General features: G+C 36.7%; 21 protein-coding genes and 1 pseudogene. 1 reads left to right on the top strand and 21 read right to left on the bottom strand.

Annotated features, from left to right (window positions below):
- Positions 1 to 67 precede the first annotated feature (67 nt).
- The 5 genes from RT41_RS02065 to RT41_RS02045 form a co-directional block, all read right to left on the bottom strand.
- Entirely contained in the window at positions 68 to 334 is a 267-nt protein-coding gene (locus RT41_RS02065; protein WP_096817051.1) for a zinc ribbon domain-containing protein, read from the bottom strand.
- Positions 331 to 714 carry an arsenate reductase (thioredoxin) gene (gene arsC, locus RT41_RS02060; protein ID WP_054639265.1) on the bottom strand — a complete coding sequence of 128 codons (384 nt, stop codon included), beginning with the start codon at positions 712 to 714 and terminating at the stop codon, positions 331 to 333. Before arsC ends, RT41_RS02065 begins: the two co-directional genes overlap by 4 nt.
- A 46-nt stretch (positions 715 to 760) precedes the next feature.
- The gene (locus RT41_RS02055) at positions 761 to 1,264 is read right to left on the bottom strand and encodes a GyrI-like domain-containing protein (protein WP_096817049.1); all 504 of its coding nucleotides are present in this window, start codon (positions 1,262 to 1,264) and stop codon (positions 761 to 763) included.
- A gap of 129 nt (positions 1,265 to 1,393) precedes the next feature.
- The gene (locus RT41_RS02050) at positions 1,394 to 2,605 is read right to left on the bottom strand and encodes a phosphopentomutase (RefSeq protein ID WP_096817046.1); all 1,212 of its coding nucleotides are present in this window, start codon (positions 2,603 to 2,605) and stop codon (positions 1,394 to 1,396) included.
- Between the two features lie 142 nt (positions 2,606 to 2,747).
- Positions 2,748 to 3,500, bottom strand: coding sequence for a MurR/RpiR family transcriptional regulator (locus RT41_RS02045; protein ID WP_054639282.1), 753 nt, complete (start codon positions 3,498 to 3,500; stop codon positions 2,748 to 2,750).
- A 160-nt stretch (positions 3,501 to 3,660) separates the two neighbouring features.
- Between RT41_RS02045 and RT41_RS02040 the strand changes: the two genes are divergently transcribed.
- Positions 3,661 to 4,161: a hypothetical protein gene (locus RT41_RS02040; RefSeq protein WP_054639268.1), complete on the top strand. Its 501-nt coding sequence runs from the start codon at positions 3,661 to 3,663 to the stop codon at positions 4,159 to 4,161.
- A gap of 38 nt (positions 4,162 to 4,199) precedes the next feature.
- Here the strand turns inward: RT41_RS02040 and RT41_RS02035 are convergent, their stop codons facing one another.
- From RT41_RS02035 to RT41_RS01965, 16 genes and pseudogenes are all read right to left on the bottom strand, one after another.
- Complete coding sequence (locus RT41_RS02035; RefSeq protein ID WP_180752669.1) at positions 4,200 to 4,916, bottom strand: DUF4811 domain-containing protein; 717 nt, start codon at positions 4,914 to 4,916, stop codon at positions 4,200 to 4,202.
- Positions 4,916 to 6,451, bottom strand: coding sequence for an MDR family MFS transporter (locus tag RT41_RS02030; RefSeq protein WP_180752673.1), 1,536 nt, complete (start codon positions 6,449 to 6,451; stop codon positions 4,916 to 4,918). The genes RT41_RS02035 and RT41_RS02030 overlap by 1 nt, the downstream gene beginning before the upstream one ends.
- Before the next feature lie 35 nt (positions 6,452 to 6,486).
- Complete coding sequence (locus RT41_RS02025) at positions 6,487 to 6,957, bottom strand: MarR family winged helix-turn-helix transcriptional regulator (protein ID WP_096817042.1); 471 nt, start codon at positions 6,955 to 6,957, stop codon at positions 6,487 to 6,489.
- A 279-nt stretch (positions 6,958 to 7,236) separates the two neighbouring features.
- Positions 7,237 to 7,563 (bottom strand): AzlD domain-containing protein, encoded by a 327-nt coding sequence (locus RT41_RS02020; protein WP_054639269.1) that lies wholly within the window; start codon positions 7,561 to 7,563, stop codon positions 7,237 to 7,239.
- Positions 7,550 to 8,257 (bottom strand): AzlC family ABC transporter permease, encoded by a 708-nt coding sequence (locus RT41_RS02015; RefSeq protein ID WP_054639270.1) that lies wholly within the window; start codon positions 8,255 to 8,257, stop codon positions 7,550 to 7,552. Before RT41_RS02015 ends, RT41_RS02020 begins: the two co-directional genes overlap by 14 nt.
- Before the next feature lie 55 nt (positions 8,258 to 8,312).
- Entirely contained in the window at positions 8,313 to 10,268 is a 1,956-nt protein-coding gene (gene gyrB / locus RT41_RS02010; RefSeq protein ID WP_096817040.1) for a DNA topoisomerase (ATP-hydrolyzing) subunit B, read from the bottom strand.
- 66 nt (positions 10,269 to 10,334) lie between these two features.
- Positions 10,335 to 10,703, bottom strand: a complete 369-nt coding sequence (locus RT41_RS10825; RefSeq protein ID WP_245811568.1) for a TMEM164 family acyltransferase — start codon at positions 10,701 to 10,703, stop codon at positions 10,335 to 10,337.
- 360 nt (positions 10,704 to 11,063) lie between these two features.
- Positions 11,064 to 11,666, bottom strand: a complete 603-nt coding sequence (locus RT41_RS02000) for an HAD family hydrolase (RefSeq protein WP_096817308.1) — start codon at positions 11,664 to 11,666, stop codon at positions 11,064 to 11,066.
- Positions 11,667 to 11,755: 89 nt separating this feature from the next.
- Positions 11,756 to 13,117: pseudogene (locus tag RT41_RS01995) on the bottom strand (FAD-dependent oxidoreductase).
- A gap of 13 nt (positions 13,118 to 13,130) precedes the next feature.
- A complete protein-coding gene (locus RT41_RS01990; RefSeq protein WP_096817038.1) occupies positions 13,131 to 13,694 on the bottom strand; it encodes a TetR/AcrR family transcriptional regulator in 564 nt (187 codons plus the stop codon).
- Positions 13,695 to 13,808: 114 nt separating this feature from the next.
- On the bottom strand, positions 13,809 to 14,705 hold the full coding sequence (locus tag RT41_RS01985; protein ID WP_096817035.1) for a DMT family transporter: 897 nt from the start codon (positions 14,703 to 14,705) through the stop codon (positions 13,809 to 13,811).
- Positions 14,706 to 14,796: 91 nt separating this feature from the next.
- The gene (gene abc-f, locus RT41_RS01980; RefSeq protein ID WP_096817033.1) at positions 14,797 to 16,284 is read right to left on the bottom strand and encodes a ribosomal protection-like ABC-F family protein; all 1,488 of its coding nucleotides are present in this window, start codon (positions 16,282 to 16,284) and stop codon (positions 14,797 to 14,799) included.
- A gap of 46 nt (positions 16,285 to 16,330) precedes the next feature.
- Positions 16,331 to 16,492 (bottom strand): hypothetical protein, encoded by a 162-nt coding sequence (locus RT41_RS10420; protein WP_180752668.1) that lies wholly within the window; start codon positions 16,490 to 16,492, stop codon positions 16,331 to 16,333.
- Positions 16,493 to 16,807: 315 nt separating this feature from the next.
- Positions 16,808 to 18,061: an FtsW/RodA/SpoVE family cell cycle protein gene (locus RT41_RS01975; protein WP_096817306.1), complete on the bottom strand. Its 1,254-nt coding sequence runs from the start codon at positions 18,059 to 18,061 to the stop codon at positions 16,808 to 16,810.
- 162 nt (positions 18,062 to 18,223) lie between these two features.
- Positions 18,224 to 18,829, bottom strand: a complete 606-nt coding sequence (locus RT41_RS01970; RefSeq protein ID WP_096817032.1) for a TVP38/TMEM64 family protein — start codon at positions 18,827 to 18,829, stop codon at positions 18,224 to 18,226.
- Between the two features lie 23 nt (positions 18,830 to 18,852).
- Positions 18,853 to 19,281, bottom strand: a complete 429-nt coding sequence (locus RT41_RS01965; protein WP_096817031.1) for a CvfD/Ygs/GSP13 family RNA-binding post-transcriptional regulator — start codon at positions 19,279 to 19,281, stop codon at positions 18,853 to 18,855.
- Position 19,282 lies beyond the last annotated feature (1 nt).

Raw genomic sequence — 19,282 nt, 5'->3', positions numbered from 1 at the left:
AGGCTGTCAGGAATGACAGAGTCAACTTTAACGAATTTTGTCTGCGCAACAGGTTACTTTGCATGAATTATTTTTTCCAGCGTTTTAAACCTTTTATTTGCATGCCACAAAAAGTTCTGAAAAACCATTTTTTCAATGGATTGATTTCCATTCGATCAATGGCTTCGTGACCTTTGGCAATCGTTTCTTCAAGGGTAATATTTGGCTGAGTCCATGTCCCATTTTGATAACAAAAGTGACAATATTCCGTTGATTTGGAACCGTCTTTTTCTGTTCCAAAATCTTCGGCATTTGTAAGCGGCATCCCACAACTTTGGCAAAATTCTTTTTTCATTTTAATTTTTTCACTCTTTTCTCGATTTCATCACGAACTTGACGGAACTTTTCAATTGGTTTTCCAGCAGGATCATCAAGTGCCCAATGTAGATGTTCATGACCTTTTGGAACCACGGGACATTTATCACGGGCGTCTCCACACAAAGTCACAATCAAGTCACACTGGTTAAAGTATTCTAAATCAATTAAATCCGAAGTCTGACCAGAAATATCATAACCAATTTCTTTCATCACCTGAACAGCTTGAGGATTCAAGCCGTGCTTTTCAACACCCGCCGAACGGACCTCAAAACTTCTAGCTAATTCTTTCTTGGCAAATCCTTCTGCCATTTGTGAACGGCATGAATTGCCAGTGCAAATAAAATAAATTTTTTTCATTTTTGGTTATTTTGTTCAATAAATTGAACACTAGCCTACTTCTTTTCTAATCTGTAACAAAAAATAAATAGTCTAATGTCAAATGTCCTTCCGAATTCACACGATCAAAACGCGCGGTATAATTTTCAAGCTCAATCATCCACCCGTCAACAGTTTTTCGTTTTAGGTTAGGATATTTTTGTAGAATTGTGTCCCACGCTCCACAAGCAGGATCTTTCCCAAAAATTTCATTTGGGAATCCTTCAATCCAAGCAGTGGCGGCCTTTATTGCTGGAAACTTTAATGATTCAAATGCTTCAGGTACTTGGATACGCTCTGCAAAAAGGTTGCCAATCCAGTATTCAAACGATTCCCCTTTTAACCGCATCAAGCCGACACAAGCTATTGGTTTTCCAAGTTTTGCTAAATTTGCCCAACGGTCGGATGCATTCCACTTTTCCCAAAGATGACCAAATGCTGTTTCGTCAGCATCTTCAAAAGTGTAACGATGACCAACGAGTTGCGTAGCAGGCCAATTGTCAATCAACACGTTCATGATTTCATACGCCATAATGGAACTCCTCAAACACATTTTACTTGTGATAATGATAATGAAGTGAGCACTTCTAATCTCATTCACAGTACTTATTATAGCACATGTGTATTCTTATGATTATTTAAAAGTGAAGAGATTTGAAAATTAGACCAACTCATCGAGGAATGATTCCCCGATTTCACCTGCTTTGACATCAAAATTGTCAGCAATGGTCGCTGAAATGTCAGCAAAGTGTCCAATGGGGAGTGGCTTAGGTTCTTTAAAGGCTTTAGAGAATGTCACTAGAGGAATATATTCACGTGTGTGGTCTGTACCAACAAAAGTTGGATCATTTCCATGGTCAGCTGTAATCATGAGAATGTCATCTTCGCGCATCGCTTCCATAATTTCAGGCAAACGACCATCCAAGTCTTGAATAGCATCACGATAGCCTTCTGGGTTACGACGATGGCCGTATTTGGCATCAAAGTCAACCAAGTTAACGAAGAGTAAACCTTCATTAAATTCTGGTAAAGCCATCGCTTTAAGCATACGGTCAACTCCATCCATATCACTTAAGTTGTGTCCCATGTCTTTATTAATCCCTTGACCTTCATAAATATCATGAATTTTACCGACTGAAATAACAGGGAAGCCTGCATCATCGAGGTGATTCAAGACGGTTGGGCCAAATGGTGCCAAAGCATAGTCACGACGATTAGGTGTCCGTTCAAACGCACCAGCTTTTGTTCCAACGTATGGACGAGCAATTATACGGCCAAGCATCCATTCTGAGCCAATATTAGTAATATCACGCACGTATTCACAAATCTTGTAAAGTTCATCCAATGGGATAATAGCTTCATTTGCTGCAATTTGTAAAACAGGATCAGCTGAAGTATAAATAATCAATTCACCCGTTTCAATCTGACGTTCACCAAAATCATCCAAAACCTGTGTCCCTGAATAAGGTTTATTGGGTTCACGCATGATCTTGCGGCCTGAGAAGGCTTCAATTTTTGTCAAAAGTTCTTCAGGAAAGCCATCAGGATAGACAGGAAATGGATTTTTAATATCCAAGCCCATGATTTCCCAGTGACCTGTCATCGTGTCTTTTCCATTTGAAACTTCTTGCAGTTTTGTAGAGTATCCCAAAGGTTTGTCATTAGGCGCCACAGTTTTAAGTGGTGTAATATTTCCGAGACCTAATTTTTGAAAATTAGGGACATCAAGTCCAACTTGTTCAGAAATGTGACCAATGGTATTTGATCCCGTGTCTGGCGTCTCATGATTGAAAAATTTATTGGCATCAGGGGCTTCACCAATCCCCGCTGAGTCCATTACGATAAGATGTACACGACCAAATTTTTTAGCCATTATTTTCTCCTTCTTCCGTTTTGAATTGACTTCAAAAACCTGTGTTCTAATAAAATTATAACATAATTTTGATGTTAATTTTGACAGAAAAACAATATTTTAAAGTAAGATTTTACAATATCGATCCCCACCAAAAAAACAATTAATCTCTAATTGTCCCTTTTTCTTTGTAAATCATATACATATCCATCATAATACGACAAAGCAACTCAAGTGGAATCGAGCTTTCTTCGTCTTCATTAAAAACGTCTTTCTCCAATTTGGACTTGTAGCCCAATAAAATTAAATCGCTGACATCGCTTAACTCGTTATTATAATCACAGATTAAGGAAATGACTGTCGCCCCTCGATTTTTCGCCTTCTTAGCGGCATTGGCAATTATTGTTTCCTTGCCTGTAAAACTCAATGCAAGCATCAGGTCAGAGGTCGTCATTTTTTTAGCATACTCTTCCATGTTGTCGTAGTAACGTGAAACCACGATTTTACCAGCACTTTGGAGACGATGCATTAGGTCGTCACCAATATCCTCTCCAGAATCACGTGCGACCAATACAATTTGCTCGGCTTTATCAATTCTTTTCACAATTTGAGTTAAATTATCCACATCTAGTAGACTGATGGTGCGTAATACTTCTTCAAGATTGCGGTAGATAAAGGCATTGGCTTCATCACTTAATCCATTCACCCGTAGCAAAGATGGATTTCCTGAATGCTTGAGTGAATTCTTATAATCAGAATAACCGTCATAGCCTTGTTTCTTTAGTGTTCTTACAATAGTCGCAGTACTCACATGCGATAATTCAGCACACTCTGTGATAGATGAAAGTTGAACTTTAGCTCGATTGTCTTCCAAAAAATGCCATGTGTAAAGCTCAGTTTCTGATAATTTCTCCATATTTAATCCTTTGTAACTAATAGTCATATTATAACATGAAATCACTAAAATATTTGTTCCTGCCCGTTTGATAATGTATAATAGAAGTTGGTTAAGAATTGTCTTTGTTTCAACTGGTTCTAAAATTTTTATGACATTAAATAGAGATGGGGAATGCATTATGGAATACGATGAAGAAAAGGATTTCGTCTCATCGGTAGATTTTATCGAAACTAATCCTTCTAGAGAAAAAGATCAGGAATTGATTGAGCATATCTTGAATTATTTCAAAGAAAATGAGCATTATATTGAGTGGCGTAAAGAAAACATTTTGAATCAATTTACCAATCAAATTTTAGATGCTTCTGATTATTTTGACTTTGTAAATATTCAAGCACTTCCAATTGATGAAGAGATCAAAAATTTTATTGATTCAATTTTAGAAGAAAATGATACTGCGCGTGAAGGAATGGAACAACTTACAGATCAAGTCTCAGAAAGTCAAACCGAGTCTTTACGTTTACAAAATGAGTTAAAAGAAGCAAAAGAAAAACTGGCCAACGCAATAGAGTTAAATAAACAACTGGTCAAAGAAAAATGGTATCAAAAACTATTCCGCTCATTCTCAGATTATAAATACAAGTATGAGATTGAAGGCGGACAAAACAAAACCCAAAAATAAAAAAACGAGAAAATTCTCGTTTTTTTATTTTTGTTTACTTATTCAGTTATCCCTAACAGTTGTTTAATTTGCTCGACTTGCAATTTGGCATATGCCACAGGGTCTGATTTTTGAAGCGCGGCCATTTGCATTGCTTTTTCAGGATCGGCCTTTAAAGCTGCTTCCATTTTAGCTTGCATTGCTGGTGCTTCTTCAGTCAATTTTTTTACTTGGTCTTGAGTCAAGACAAGCCAAGTATCTTTCGGTACAGTGACTACAGAATGTTGTTTAACAAGTTCATTCTGTTCACCACCGACACCAAAAATTAATTTCCAAAAATCATTTTTGAATACTCGACGTGTGGTCGTTGTTGTAACCGATGCCGTTTTTACTGCAGCAATTTTATATGTCGCCGTTTTCTTCAACGTTTCGATGATATGATTTTGGTCTGGGACGAAATTGCTATCTGGTTTTTTACTTTTTTCATCATTACGATAAACAAGGACATAATTATTGGTGTCTTTTCCAATTTCAGCCTTGATCATCATACCATACGGTGCATTTGTTTCTCCCGCCGTATAGATTTCTTTTGTTTTAGCGCTAGTGACCTCTTTCATTGCCCATTTATCCGTGATTTGATAAGTTAAGCCGATAACAGTCGTGAGCAATAAAACAAAACTGATGATTCCTGCAACCCAACGAACAGTTTTATTTTCAATAAAAATAAAACTATAGAAGGTCAACAATACGAGAATTGCGAGAATGATAATTATCATTATTTTGTCCCCCCTTGTTCAATTTCTTTTTTCGCTTTTGATCCTGCCCCTTTAGTGTTACTCAAAAAGAAAGCTACGATAAATCCTACAACAGCAAAGCCAAGACCAATCGCAAAGGAAGTATGATATCCTTTCAACATTCCGTCAATCGCCTTTCCTGCATAATCAAGCGGGTTAGTCGTTTTCAAACTAGTAGAAGGCAAATTATTTGTAATCACATTTTGTGTAACGGATGAAAGTAAGGCTACAACTACCGCTGATGCTAATGAACGGGCTGTTGAATTTGATGCCGTTCCGTGTGCTACTTCATCTACAGGCAATGCATTCATTGCTGAAGCAGTCAATGGCATCATTACCATTGCAATCCCAAACATCCGAAGACCATACAAGGTCGTAACAAAGTGATCTGGAGTAGCTGTATTGAAGAATAAGAAAGGAATCGTTCCTACAGCCAAAATTGAGAATCCTAAAATGGATAGTCGTTTTGCACCAACTTTATCAAAAGCAATTCCGGCCAATGGTGAAATAATCCCCATCATTAAAGCACCTGGCATTAGAACCAACCCAGAATCAAAAGCTGATAATGCATGAACTTGTTGTAAATAGAGGGGTAACATCATTTCGACACCCATCATCGCCATCGTTGCCAATGCTAAAATTAATGTCGTTAATGTAAATTGTTTATTTTTAAACACACGCACATCGAGGAAAGGTTCCTTTAAATTTAATTGACGAAGGATGAACGCTGTGATAAACACAATTCCAACAATGATTGGTAAAATAACCGTTGAAAATTTAGTCCAACCATCAGATGATACATTTGTGAATCCCCAAAGGAATACTCCGAATCCAATTACTGATTCAACTAAGGAAATAAGATCCAATTTAACAGGACGATTAGGAATAACATCGCGCATTAAGAAAAATGAAAGCACCGTAACAATGGCAACAATAACCATCGGTACTAAGAACATTGTTCTCCAACTTGCTGGCAATACAATGCCCAAGAAGTTATGCGAACTAGACATTAACCAACCTGAGAAAGTTGGTCCGATAGCTGGTCCTAAACCAATTACAATTCCACCTAATCCCATTACTGCACCCATTTGTTTAGGCGGGAACATATTAACCAGACAAACTTGCATCAAAGGCATGGTCAACCCTGCGGCGACGGCTTGAAGCATCCGACCTGCCAAGAAAACACCCCATGATGATGTTGGTGCTGCATAGGCAATGAACATCCCTGCAAATAAAATAATATATGAAGTCGAATAAAGCCAACGTGTCGGAAATTTCGTTGCTAAATATGCTGAAATTGGGACCATAATTCCGTTTGCTAATAAGAACCAAGTTGTTGCTTGTTGCGCCGTTGACATGGTAATGTCAAAGTCTTTCATCAAAGTTGGAATTGCAGTCCCAAGTGATGTTTGCATGAGCATAGAACCAAATGTACCGATTAAGATAAGGATCAACATTGCCCAGCGACTGTATTTATTTCCATGAATATCGATGCTATAATCTTTTTCAATATCCATGGCGTGATTTTGATTTGAAGCCATTTTTCTCCTTTTTAATTTTTAGACTCGTCTGTGTCATCTTGAACTTCGATTTGTTCTCCTAATTCCGCACCAAGTTCTAAAAATAATTTAAAATTTTCGACAAAGGGAATTGCCTTTTCCTCACCCATCGCTTGTAAGATACTTGCAATGTGTCCTACAAATTCACTTTGAGCATTCTCAGCATATTTTTTGCCTTTATCTGTAATACCAACTAAAATTTTTCGACGGTCCTCACGCGAAATTTCACGTGTGATCATTTTTTTATCCTCGAGATTATTCAAGATGGTTGCAATTCGTGCTGTACTTGTAGTGGTATAGCGAGCAATATCGCTAGGCACGATTGGCTTTCCAGTATTTTTGAACAAATAAAAAATAACCTGATGTTCACCATGCGAATAAGTATTAAATCGTCTAACAACACGTGATTTACTTGGGTTTTTCGCAGCCAAAATAAAGGTTTCAGCGAGTTGATTATAATCCATTTTTCCTCCTTATTTATTCAATATCATTTTAATCTTGAATAACGATATTATATTTCTAATAGTGGTATTAATTAACACTGTTAACTATTATAATAAGTTGAAATAGATTTGTCAAGAAATCGAAATTAAAATAAACAGACCGTTTTGTGATAACTTACACAAATCTTTGACAGTTAGCTGCCATCGCTGTATAATAATTGTGTCATCGATTTATTCAATTCACCTCAGCCAGAATTGAAAGAATAATAATTCAAAAAAACTTACCCCAGGGTAAGTTTTTTACATGAAAAATTTAAGACAGGCGAGAGAAATCATTCCCACTACTACGACGACTAATAAACTCTTTGTAACAATTACTGAGATAAGAGTCGGTAAGGAAGCCAACGCATTTTCCCAATTAACTGTGGGTAATTTTCCAAGATGTTGAACAAATAAGTTGGAAAACCATAAGGCTGACATAATTACAATGGGCACAAAACTCAAATATTCAAGGACTGTTTTAGGCAGGTTGAATTTCTTGAGCAAGACAAAGGGGATAATTCTGGAAAGCCAGGTCACCAAACCACATCCAATAATACTAAGTAAGATAAAGTTAAAAGAAGGCACGTTTAATAAAGACCCCCAATCCACAAGCAAGTAATGTTACGAATAAGATCAAAATGTTTCCAGGAATGAAAATCAGTCCAAAATAAAATAAAACCAGCGTCAATAATATTACTATGACTTGTAATTTTAAACCTTTGACATGATCACCAATAACTTGTAAATAAAGTAACCCAATAAACATCGCTACGACAGCAAATTCAAAACCGAATTGGCTGGGATTAGGTATTATTTGCCCCACAAGAGACCCAATAACTGTTGAAACAACCCAAGTAGAGTAAGCCAGTAAATTAACTGCATTAAACCACTCAAATTTTAGAATCCCCTCAGTATAATTTTTCTTGCTCATTCCCAAAGCGAAACTTTCATCAGTCAAGAAAGTCCCAATTAAGACATTCTTAAATAGACTTTCCTTTTTGAAAAATGGGGCAACGGTTGTACTGAGTAAAATCATTCGTGAATTAACAAGAAAGACACTCATAACAATTGATAATATGGGACTTTTTAATGCAAGTAGGGTAACCATAACAAATTGACCAGAGCCTGCGTATACGACTGCAGAAAGGAGAAAAACGACAAAAGCATTTAATCCATTACTGCTTGCAATAATTCCAAAAGCAAGTCCTATTCCGATGTAGCCAAAAACGGTCGGGATAGTCTCCCTTATGCCTTGCTCAAATGTAAGTTGATTATTCATATTCCTATTTTTTTTATAAAAAAAGAATAAGAAAACTCATTCTCTTTTGTATTAATTAAGCATCAATGGTTGAATATTGTGCATTTTCTTCAATAAATTCACGACGTGGTTCTACGCGATCACCCATAAGCATGTCAAAAACTTTATCTGCTTCTGCTGCATCTGTCAATGATACACGCGCCATCAAACGGTTATCTGGATCCATTGTTGTTTCCCAAAGTTGATGATCGTCCATTTCTCCAAGACCTTTGTATCGCTGGATAGTTGGTTTAGAACGTCCTTGGGACCAGCGTTCGATTGCAGCAGCCAGTTCTTTTTCTTGATCGGGTCCAGGTTGAATATATTCCTTTGTATCCGACCCAACTTTAATCCCATAAATTGGAGGTTGAGCGATGTAAACATAGCCTGCTTCAACAACTGGGCGCATATAGCGATAAAATAGGGTCAAAAGTAACGTTCTGATGTGAGCCCCATCGACATCAGCATCCGTCATGATCACTAACTTATGGTAACGTGCTTTTGATAAATCGTAATCAGCCCCGAAGCCTGTTCCCATTGCAGTAAACAAACTCCTAATTTCTTCATTGGCTAAAATTTTATCCATCGTTGCTTTTTCAACGTTCAGGATTTTCCCACGAATGGGTAAAATGGCTTGAAATTCACGATTACGTCCCGATTTTGCGGAACCACCAGCTGAATCACCTTCGACGATGAAAAGTTCGGTTTGCTTTGGATCATTCGATGAACAATCAGCCAATTTACCTGGTAAGTTGGAAATTTCAAGACCAGACTTTTTACGCGTCACTTCGCGTGCTCGTTTAGCAGCAACACGGGCTTTACTTGCCAAAATCCCCTTGTCAACGATTTTTCTTGCGACTTGTGGATTTTCGAGCATGAATGTTTGGAGGGCATCAGAAAATAATTTATTGACAATTCCCGTCACTTCCGAATTTCCAAGTTTTGTCTTTGTTTGCCCCTCAAATTGAGGATTCGGATGCTTTACTGAAATAACAGCCGTCAAACCTTCACGTACATCATCACCTGTCAAATTATCTTCATTTTCTTTTAGGATCTTTTGTTGTTTTGCATATGCATTGATCACACGAGTCAAAGCTGTACGGAAGCCCTGTTCATGCGTACCACCCTCGTGTGTATTAATGTTATTGGCAAAGGACATTACAACACTATGATAAGTGTCTGTATATTGCATCGCAACTTCAACGCTGATTCCTTCCAGTTCACCTTCTGTGAAGATGGCTGGTTCAAAAATAACCTGCTTATTTTCGTTTAAATATTCAACATAGGATTTAATTCCGCCCTCATAGTGGAAGCTATCGTGATTTTTTTCATTTCCTTCACGTTTATCAGTGATTGAAATACGTAAACCACGGTTCAAAAAGGCTAATTCACGAACGCGAGTCAACAATTTATCGTAATCAAATTCTGTTGTTTCGGTAAAGATTTCTGTGTCTGGAACAAAATGAACCGTTGTTCCTCGGTGGTCAGTATCACCAATAATCTTTAAATCTTCACCAACATGACCCCGATGATAGGCCTGATAGTACTTCTTACCATCTTTGTGTACCGTAACATCAAGAACAGATGATAATGCGTTTACAACTGATGAACCAACACCATGTAAACCTCCAGAAACTTTATAGCCGCCACCGCCAAATTTACCACCAGCATGAAGGACTGTAAATACAGTTTCTACAGCTGGACGACCTGTTTTTTCTTGTATATCGACAGGAATACCACGACCATCATCAACGACCGTAATAGAATTATCTGGTTCAATAAATACTTCAATGTGCGTTGCAAATCCTGCGAGAGCTTCGTCAATCGAGTTATCAACGATTTCCCAAACCAAATGGTGCAACCCTTCTTTAGAAGTTGAACCGATATACATTCCTGGACGCATACGGACAGCTTCGAGTCCTTCAAGGACTTGAATTTGACTGGCATCGTATTGGTCTGCAAGTTTTTCTATTTCTTTATCTTTTTCGTTCAAAATAAATCTCATTTCTATCGAGTTACTATACCCATTATAGCATAATATAGGGATTTTAGCGACTTACTAAAAAAAAATAAGTTCTCGGAGAAAACTTATTTTTTCTTCAATGACCAGGGCAAGTACATCAGGGGCCACACAAGTAAAACAAGAAAGATGAGCCCTAATAAAGATGCGGAGCCAAATATTTGGTTCAAGTGGAGTTCCCGGTGCAGGAATTTCAAGAAAAATGAAATTCTGTTGCCAAAGTTGGTTTAAGATAGAGATAAATGAGACAATTGCGAGCAAGCAAAGGAAAACCCGCCAAAGAGGATTCCTATTTGGGCAGAAATCACGTCCTATTAGCCGCATGAGAACGTAGGTCACAAAGCGCATGTGAATTAAAAAGCTCTGCCAAACAGAATTTGTCAAGCAATTAGGTGTTATCAAGGCCATTAAGGCACCTGGCAAAGTCAGACTGAATAAAAGCGCATGACTTGTAATGTCTGTGTGAATAGCATCCCAGAGGACGAAAATATACCTAGCCCACAGAGTTGAAAGGGCTAATCTCCTAATGTGAATTGATCAGTCAGATAAAGGGTCACATCCTTAAGGATTTCAAGTGACAAAATGCCAAAGGCTAGCCCAGCCTCATTCTTGTTTTCGTCAGCGCTGACAAAGAACGATAAAATATGATTAAGAGGTAACTTATCAAGGCCAAGAGACAGAAGCTTACTAAATGTGTCTGACTAAACATGACAAATCCCAGTCCCTTGGCATTTTCATTAGAAATTAAAAATGAGGTCATACATTATTTCATAATCCTAGGAGTTCAGTTAAATTTTGGATATTCTGACTGGCTCGTGGATCAGTTTTTTTGGTGTCGAAGAAAACGGTCTGAACACCTGCTGCAAGACCAGCCTCAATATCTATTGGCCGATCACCAATCATAACTGTTTCATCAGGATTTAACTTATATTTTTTTAATAAATAATAAATTGAATCGGGTGCTGGTTTTCGGCTAAATCCATTATCAGCAGTGACCACTTCAATAAAAAACTGGTCAATGTGGGCTTTCTTTAAAATAGCCATAACTTGGCTATCTCGGTGCGAAATCATAAAATTTTGTCTGCCATTTTCCATTAGGACTGACAGCACTTTACTTGCGCCAGGAAATAAGATGGGACGTTTTAACGTTTCTGCCTCAAGCTTTTTATAAGTCGTTAGAAAATCAGGAATATCTCTGGCAAAAGTATTGACAGCATAATCAGTTGAAACTTTTAAAGCATTATAAATATCTTCGTGTAAAACAATGCGGTCTGCCGATTGCCATAAAGCAGCAGCAAAAGCATGGCTTGAACTTTCATAATTATTTAGTAAAGTTCCGCCTAAATCCCAGATATAATTTTTGTATTTCATGTGAACATTATAACATGAAGTCAACTGAATTTGAGCTATTTCCAAGACAATATAATAAAAAAAGAAGAAAAATTCTCCTTTTATAAACATTAGATTATTTTTTCATTTACAGTGGCAAATAAATCATTTAAAGCCTCTGTCATAGTAGGATGGGTATAAATTTGATCACGCAAAAGCGTATAAGGGAGATGGGCTTTCATTGCAAGGCTGATGATGTTAATAACTTCATAGGATTCTTCTCCATAAATAGTCGCTCCTAAAATTTCATCAGATTCTTTCGCAACTAATGCTTTCAAAAATCCTTTGGGCTGACTCAGAATTGCTGACTTAGGAATTGAAGTTGCATCTAATGTAAATAAGCGATATTGAATCCCCAAATGTTCTGCCCGTTTTTCATTCAAACCAACACTTGACAGGGCGGGAGTAATGAAAACACTATAAGGCAATGGTCCTCGATTATTAAGACTGCGCTTTTGTTCTCCAAAAAGTTGGTCTTGGATAATTCTAAAGTCATCAAGTGATGCATAAGTGAATTGTTGCCCCCCATGGACATCACCGACAGCCCAAACTCCTTTTACGCCAGTTTCTAATTTTTCATTGACAACAATTTCACCTCGCTGGCCTAATTGAACGGTTGTATTTTCCAGTCCGAGTTCATCAGTATTGGCTTTCCTTCCAGTAGCAACAAGAATTTTATCGGCGATAATCGTCTCATCTCGACCTTTTTCATTAATAAAATGAATTCTAGTCTGATTGCCTTCATCATTAATTTGATTGACATTTACACCTAATCTAAAAACAATGCCATCTTTTTCTAAGTCTTTTTTTATACGTGCAGAAAAATCTTCGTCTTCTCTGGCTAAAAATTGATCAGAATGGTCTAAAACAGTAACTGAAGAACCATATTTTTTCATCATCGAAGCAAATTCTAGTCCAATATATCCTGAACCAATAATCAACAAGTGTTATGGTAAGGCATCCAAATCCATGATTTCTGTAGAAGTCATGAGTTGTTTGCTCTCTTTTAGCCCCTCAATTTCAGGAATGAGGGCTTTTGAACCAGTATTAATAAAAATTCGTTCGCTCTCAATTGTTTGTCTTAACCCATCAGGACTTACCACTTCAACTTGATGATTTGAAACAAAATGTGCCTTACCATCAACCACACGTGCTAGATTTTCATCAGCAATCATATGATAATTCTTACCGTTTAATTTTTTTGTTAACTGATGTTTCTGTCTGATTGCGTCAGTGAAAGTCATCCCTTTTTGACCATTAACAATTAATGATTTTGAAGGAATACAACCAACATTAATACAAGTTCCACCGTACATTTGAGGAGACTGTTCTACCACAACCACTTCTTCATCGTGACTGGCTAAAAATTTAGCGAGTGTTTTTCCTGCTTTACCGAATCCTATGATTAGATTTTTTACCTTTACTGTTTCCATTATTTCTCCTTTTTTACAAAGCTAATTCTTTTTCAATTTGTTGAAAATTTGTCTTTAAAAAATCAATGTCTTGTCTTACTTTTAATAAAAGGATACTCCCTTGAATTTGAGCAATCAGTCCTTGTGCCTTAATTAGAGCCTCATTTTCAGTAATATTTTGCATTCTTATCATTAGACCAGCAAGTAAATCTTGCCATCGTTGAAGCCACTGATTTAGTAAAGCTCTGTCTGCCTCATCACTTGTGGCAAGTTCGGCAATTAAATTGCCAATGGGGCAACCATAATGCACAAGCTGGTCTTTGTGTGAGTCATAAATCCAATCGAGCATTTTCTTAATTTGCTGCTTCGGGTTTTCATCCACTTCTAAAATTGCTTGAAAACAATCAATTTCCCAATGCTCGATGTGCTCTTTAATCACTTCTAAGCAAAGCTCATTTTTGGATTCAAAGTAATAATAAAATTGACCTTTTCCCGTACCAGACGCTAATAAGATATCGTTTATTGAGGTTGATTGAACACCTTGTTGGCAAAAAAGCACGCGAGATGTTTCAATAATTTTTTCTTTTACTTTTTTCATTCATTTTCCTTTACCTACCGGTCGGTACAATTCTATTTTAACACAAGGATTAAAGTTTATATATATATAAGTTTAAAAAAAAAGAAATAAGACAGCCTCATTTCTTTTTTTATTTCATTCTTCATTTCGTGACAAAAAGATGACACATATCACGACTAACACCATCGCAAAAATAGATAAGGGCGTTAATACTAAGCCAAATAATGGAACTGAAACCAGCACTGATGTCAGAGGTTCTGTCGCTGTAGCAACATTCACCACAAGTGGAGAAACATATTCAGTTGCCTGCAGCCAAAGTAAAAATGCGATGGCCGTTCCAACAATTGCAATTATTGAGATATAAAAAATTGATAATGGTTCAATTTTGAAATCAATCTTCCAAAATGGGTGAATCATATTACTTCCGATTCCTGCCATCATCATTCCCCAACCTGCTACATTTAATGAACCATATTGGCGTAAAATTCGTCTAGGTGCCAAGGAATAAATAACAACTGCAACCGCTGCGATTACCCCCGTCACTAATGCCAAGGGCTTAATGGTTAAATTGTTAACATTACCATTTGTTATTAAAAGAAAAACGCCAAACATCGCCCCTAAGACCAAAAGTGTCGAATTTAATTTAGGCATCCGACGATTGAAAATGGCCGCGTAAATCAAAATAAAGACAGGCGAAGTATATTGTAAAATGGTTGCCGTAGCCGAATTGGAGAGCTGAATCGTCCAGTAATAAAAAAATTGGACTGAGAATACACCGCCAAAGGCGTATAAGAGAATCACTGGCCAATTTTGCTTCTTTTTCACTAAATCCCAAAATGTCTTTGGCGATTTAATGTAAGACATTCCAAGTAATATTAAACCTGCCACGAGTAAGCGAAATGAGGTAATCCATAAGGCATCACCATGGTAGGCTTCAAAAAATAACTGGCCAAAAATACCCGAAACGCCCCATAAAATGCCTGCAAAAATTGCAAGCATTGTTCCTTTAAAAATCTTCTGTTGAGTTGTCATAAACTACATTATAACACAACCTGAAGGAGCTCAACATTCTGAAAAAATATTTAAGTATCATCAGCCCTACTTCGCTTATCAAGACTGACAATTAAACTTGGTCCAATCCAATCAACCTTGCCTCTATTTGATCAATAAAACTTTGATCATGTTCAATAATCAACATGGTCGGCTTTACATTTTGAATTAACTCAATAATTTGTTCATGATTAAAAACATCCAGATAATTGAGTGGCTCGTCCCAAAGATAGAGCTGTGCCTTTTGTGTGAGACTTTTTGCTAATTCAACTTTTTTCTGCTGTCCCTGACTCATATCTTCAATTCTTTGTGAAAAAACATTACGTTCCATCCCTAATTTTATTAAGTTCGACAAAAATTCTTCAAAATTTAAGGCATTCGCTTTAGCAAAATTCTCCAAGGAGCCTGTATGTTTAAACATCTGACGTACATATGAAATCGAAGTTTGGGAAGCCATTGTCATTTGACCTGACTGTTGTCCCTCAAAAACTCCCTCAATGGCTTTCATTAAACTCGATTTACCAGCACCATTTTTCGCATCCAGTACAAGACGTTCACCTTCCTCTAAAATGAAATTCAGAGGCTTAAATAATACGTGATCATCAAAAGCCAAACTAAAGTTTTCCACAGCTAAAATTTGCCTATGGTAATCCGGTACAAAATTTATACTCAAGGGCTTAAGATGCTCTATATTTTTAAGTAATTCTTCTTTTGCTTCCACCTCTTGATTCATTCTTCGTTCTATCGATTTAGATTTTTTCATCAGCCGTGCGGCACGAGCCGTAATTGTACCATCATGACCGATTCCACCTGAATTTTTCAACTTAGGATTTCCGTGAATATCGCCTTCACGACTTTTTGACCAATCAGATTTATCCCTTGCACTTGCTTTCAGACGTGTGATATCCTTTTTTAAACGAACATTTTGTGCTAATTCTGATTCATCTTTTAACTTTTTCTGTTGCTCATATATAGAATAATTTCCTTGATAAAGCGTAATTTGTCGTCGTTCGATCGCTAAAACGTGGTCAATGACAGCATCTAAAAAGGCCCGGTCATGTGAAACCAAAATGTAGCCTTTTTTATTCTTTAAGTAATTGGCAACTGTTTGTCTTGAGCGACGGTCTAAGTGATTCGTTGGTTCATCAATCAAGGGAAAGGCGTCTGAATTCAAAAATAGACAGGCCAAAAGACATTTCGTTTGTTCCCCACCCGAAAGTTGACTAAAAGGTCGCCAAAGCACCTCTAAATCGAGTTCTAATAAAGTCAATTCACGTTCTAATTCCCATTGTTCCGATGAAATCAAATCTGTCAAAAGTTCATTCGTGTAACGACTTGGATCAACTATTTCTTGTGGAAAATATATAAATTTCTCATTTATTTGAGGCATCGTATCTGATGTTAATTCGCCTCGAAGAAGATTTAATAAGGTTGTTTTGCCACGGCCATTTCGTCCAACTAGCCCCAGGTGCCAATTCTTATCGAGATTAATCTGAGCATTCTCAAATATCAATTTCTCTTGATAAGAAAAAGTTAAATTTTTTATTTCAATATTTGTCATGTGTTCTCCTTTTGAAAATATTCGAACAAAAATCTCGCATGAAAAATCAGATCCCACTTCTTCTTGGCGTATTTTTTGTTTGAACATGTTGATTTTGCTTTTGTGGCTTATTTCGAAATTCTACTTTTTCAAAAGTCGAAAGCGTTGACTTTTGATTTTTCTTCAATTCTGTCACTCTTTTTTGCATTTCTTTTTGTTTTGGACTCATTTTTTCCTCCCATGATAAAAAAACTCTTTTCACGGCAACATGAAAAGAGTCTTAACGTGGGACCCAAAAAAGCCCCTTTATTATCGTGGTCAAGTCAATTCATTGAAAACAGCCGTGAACGCATAAAAATACTTTCCATAAAATGAAATGAAAATTCATCAAATTTTGTATTTTTAAATTAATTGTTCAAGACTTAAATTTTCAATAGACCATCCACCTTATTCTTTAATTTAAAGTCATTTTACCAATTTGCCTATCACTTGTCAAATTGTTTGAGTGAATCGATTAAAAAAACCCACCATGTGGGTTTTTGCTTTACCGACGTTGAGAACGTTTTTCTTTTTTTGCATTTAATCGACTACGACCTTTGTCGATCGCTGCTTGCTTAATGACTCCTTCAGGAATTTGATTATACTTCATTGACAAGACGAGGGCAAGTCCAATCATATTTGACATGAGTGCTGACCCCCCCTGTGAAATAAAGGGAAGTGGAATCCCAGTCAATGGAACAACGCCAACAGCCGCACCAATATTTTCAAAAACATGGAATAAAATCATCATGATGATCCCAGTCGAAATATATGTGTAAAATTGGTTATTGGACTTAAAGGTCACTCGAATCATTCGGTAAATCAACATGAAATAAAGTAAAATCAAGAACGTTGAACCAATAAAACCGAAATCTTCAGCGATAACCGTAAAGATCATATCTGATTCACGCACAGGAACTTGAACATTGGCTACACCAAATCCACTTCCCCAAAGTCCGCCTACACCAATTGAAATCAATGAACGGGCTTGCTGTAAGCTAAAGGTTTGCATATTGTCAAATGGATGTAGCCATGCTTCAAAACGCTGAACTTGATAAGTTGCAAAACTCATTTTTTCTAGAAATGCTTGACCTGCAGGATTTGCTACTAAAGCAATGATACCGCCAGCGACCGCTGATACAATTAATACAGCAGGGACAATAATCTTCCACGTTACCCCTGAAACTAGAATCACCCCCGCCAAAATGACGATAAAAACAAGGAAAGTCCCAAAATCTTTTTGGAAAAAGGATAAAATTGCGACTGGTAAAGTTGCCAACAAAAGACGACCTATTAATCGAAAATCATCTTTTACCCCTCTTGCTTCAAGATTGTTTTGGAAATTAACAACAATTCTACTTATAAAAAGGATAAAAGCTATTTTCATAAATTCTGATGGCTGAAATAAATTATGCCCACCAATAGCAAACCAGTTTTTAGCACCTGTAGATTGTACAGTTGCTGCATCATGGAAAAAGATAGGCAGAACATTTAAAAATAACCCTAGGCCATAAAAGAATGGTGTAAATTTCCAAAGTAATTTTGAATCCAAATGCATGACAATAAAGCCAACAAAAATACCGACCAAAACCCAGATTCCTTGCTGGACAACCATTTGAGTCGCTCTAGAAGGATGGTCATGAGTGACTGCAACGGAGAGGGCATATAAACCAATGATAATCAGTAAAAATGCCGGTAATAAGAGGGCATAGTCTATTCGATTATCGAATGAAAAGCGATTATTATTTTTTTTATTCAAATCTAGCTCCAGTAAATCAAACTTATCTTTTTGATAAGTCTTTATCTCAAAATTCAATATCTCTATTATACATTTTTTTAGTCATTTTTGGGATATTTTGTAGTAACAATTTCATTGATTTTCTCAGCAAAATAAAATAAAAAATCCGCAGATGCGGCCTTTTTATAAAAATTTTTCAAGAAATCCGCCACCATAGATCAGGATGTAGGAATAGAGTAATATTGGTAGTGGTTTACATAAAATCATGGTCCAAAAGAGGTAACGCCAAGACATTTTTGTTTGACTCGCCACCAAAACCAAGGCGTCATCTGGTGCAATTGGTGATAATATCAATAAAGCAAAAATGATATTGAAACGCTTTTGTCCCTTTTGTACCCACCCCATGTATTTGTTGTAGGCCTTTTCCTTGATGAAAGTTTGGACCAATGCTTGTCCATATTTCCGTCCAAAATAAAAGAGTAAAATGGAACCCAAAACGATACCAACATAATTATAAATGAATCCCCAAACCGGTCCAAAAATAAGGACACCTGCTGCCATCGTAAAACCACCTGGAATGATGGGGATGATGACTTGAATGATTTGTAAACAGAAGAAAATAATGGGTCCCAAATAGTGATGGGCTAGGATCAACTGCTGCAGGGATGCTTGATTTTGAAAAACACCTAACCGCCAAAGGTAAACTGCACCTACAATCGTTGCAACAAAACCAAGGATAGTGATAATGTTGAAAACTTTTTTGATGTATTTTAAAACACTTGTATTCAATTCACCCTCCCTTTAAATAAGCATCATTTATGCTTTAATTCTGTTCCAATTTGATTTTTAGCTAAAAAACGTTCATTTTCTTCAACCCATTTCCCTAATTCATTTTGCAAGCTAATAAACCCTATTTTATTTCTTGAATCTGTAAAATGCTTTTTATGATAAAAATGGTGTACTTGTGGGCTTTTTTCAAGACTTCGTAGGGACAATGAGACTTTTCCGTTAAACTCATCAATATCAATAATTTGAGCCGTTAATTTTTGCCCAATCTTAATAATATCGCGGATATTTTTGATGTAGCCCGATTGAATTTCGGAAATGTGTATGAGCCCTTTTTGATCCTGCTCATTATTTTTCCCTGAAGAATTGCCATCATTAAATCTAACGAAGGCTCCATAATCTTGAAGACCAATGACTTCAACTTTAACGATGTCCCCGATTTTTTGTGCTTTCATA

The sequence above is a fragment of the Lactococcus fujiensis JCM 16395 genome, assembly GCF_002441655.1.
In the GTDB taxonomy this organism is placed as follows: Bacteria; Bacillota; Bacilli; order Lactobacillales; family Streptococcaceae; genus Lactococcus; species Lactococcus fujiensis.
The sequence above is the reverse complement of the archived record's forward strand: the minus strand, read 5'-3'. Positions and strand labels throughout refer to the sequence as shown.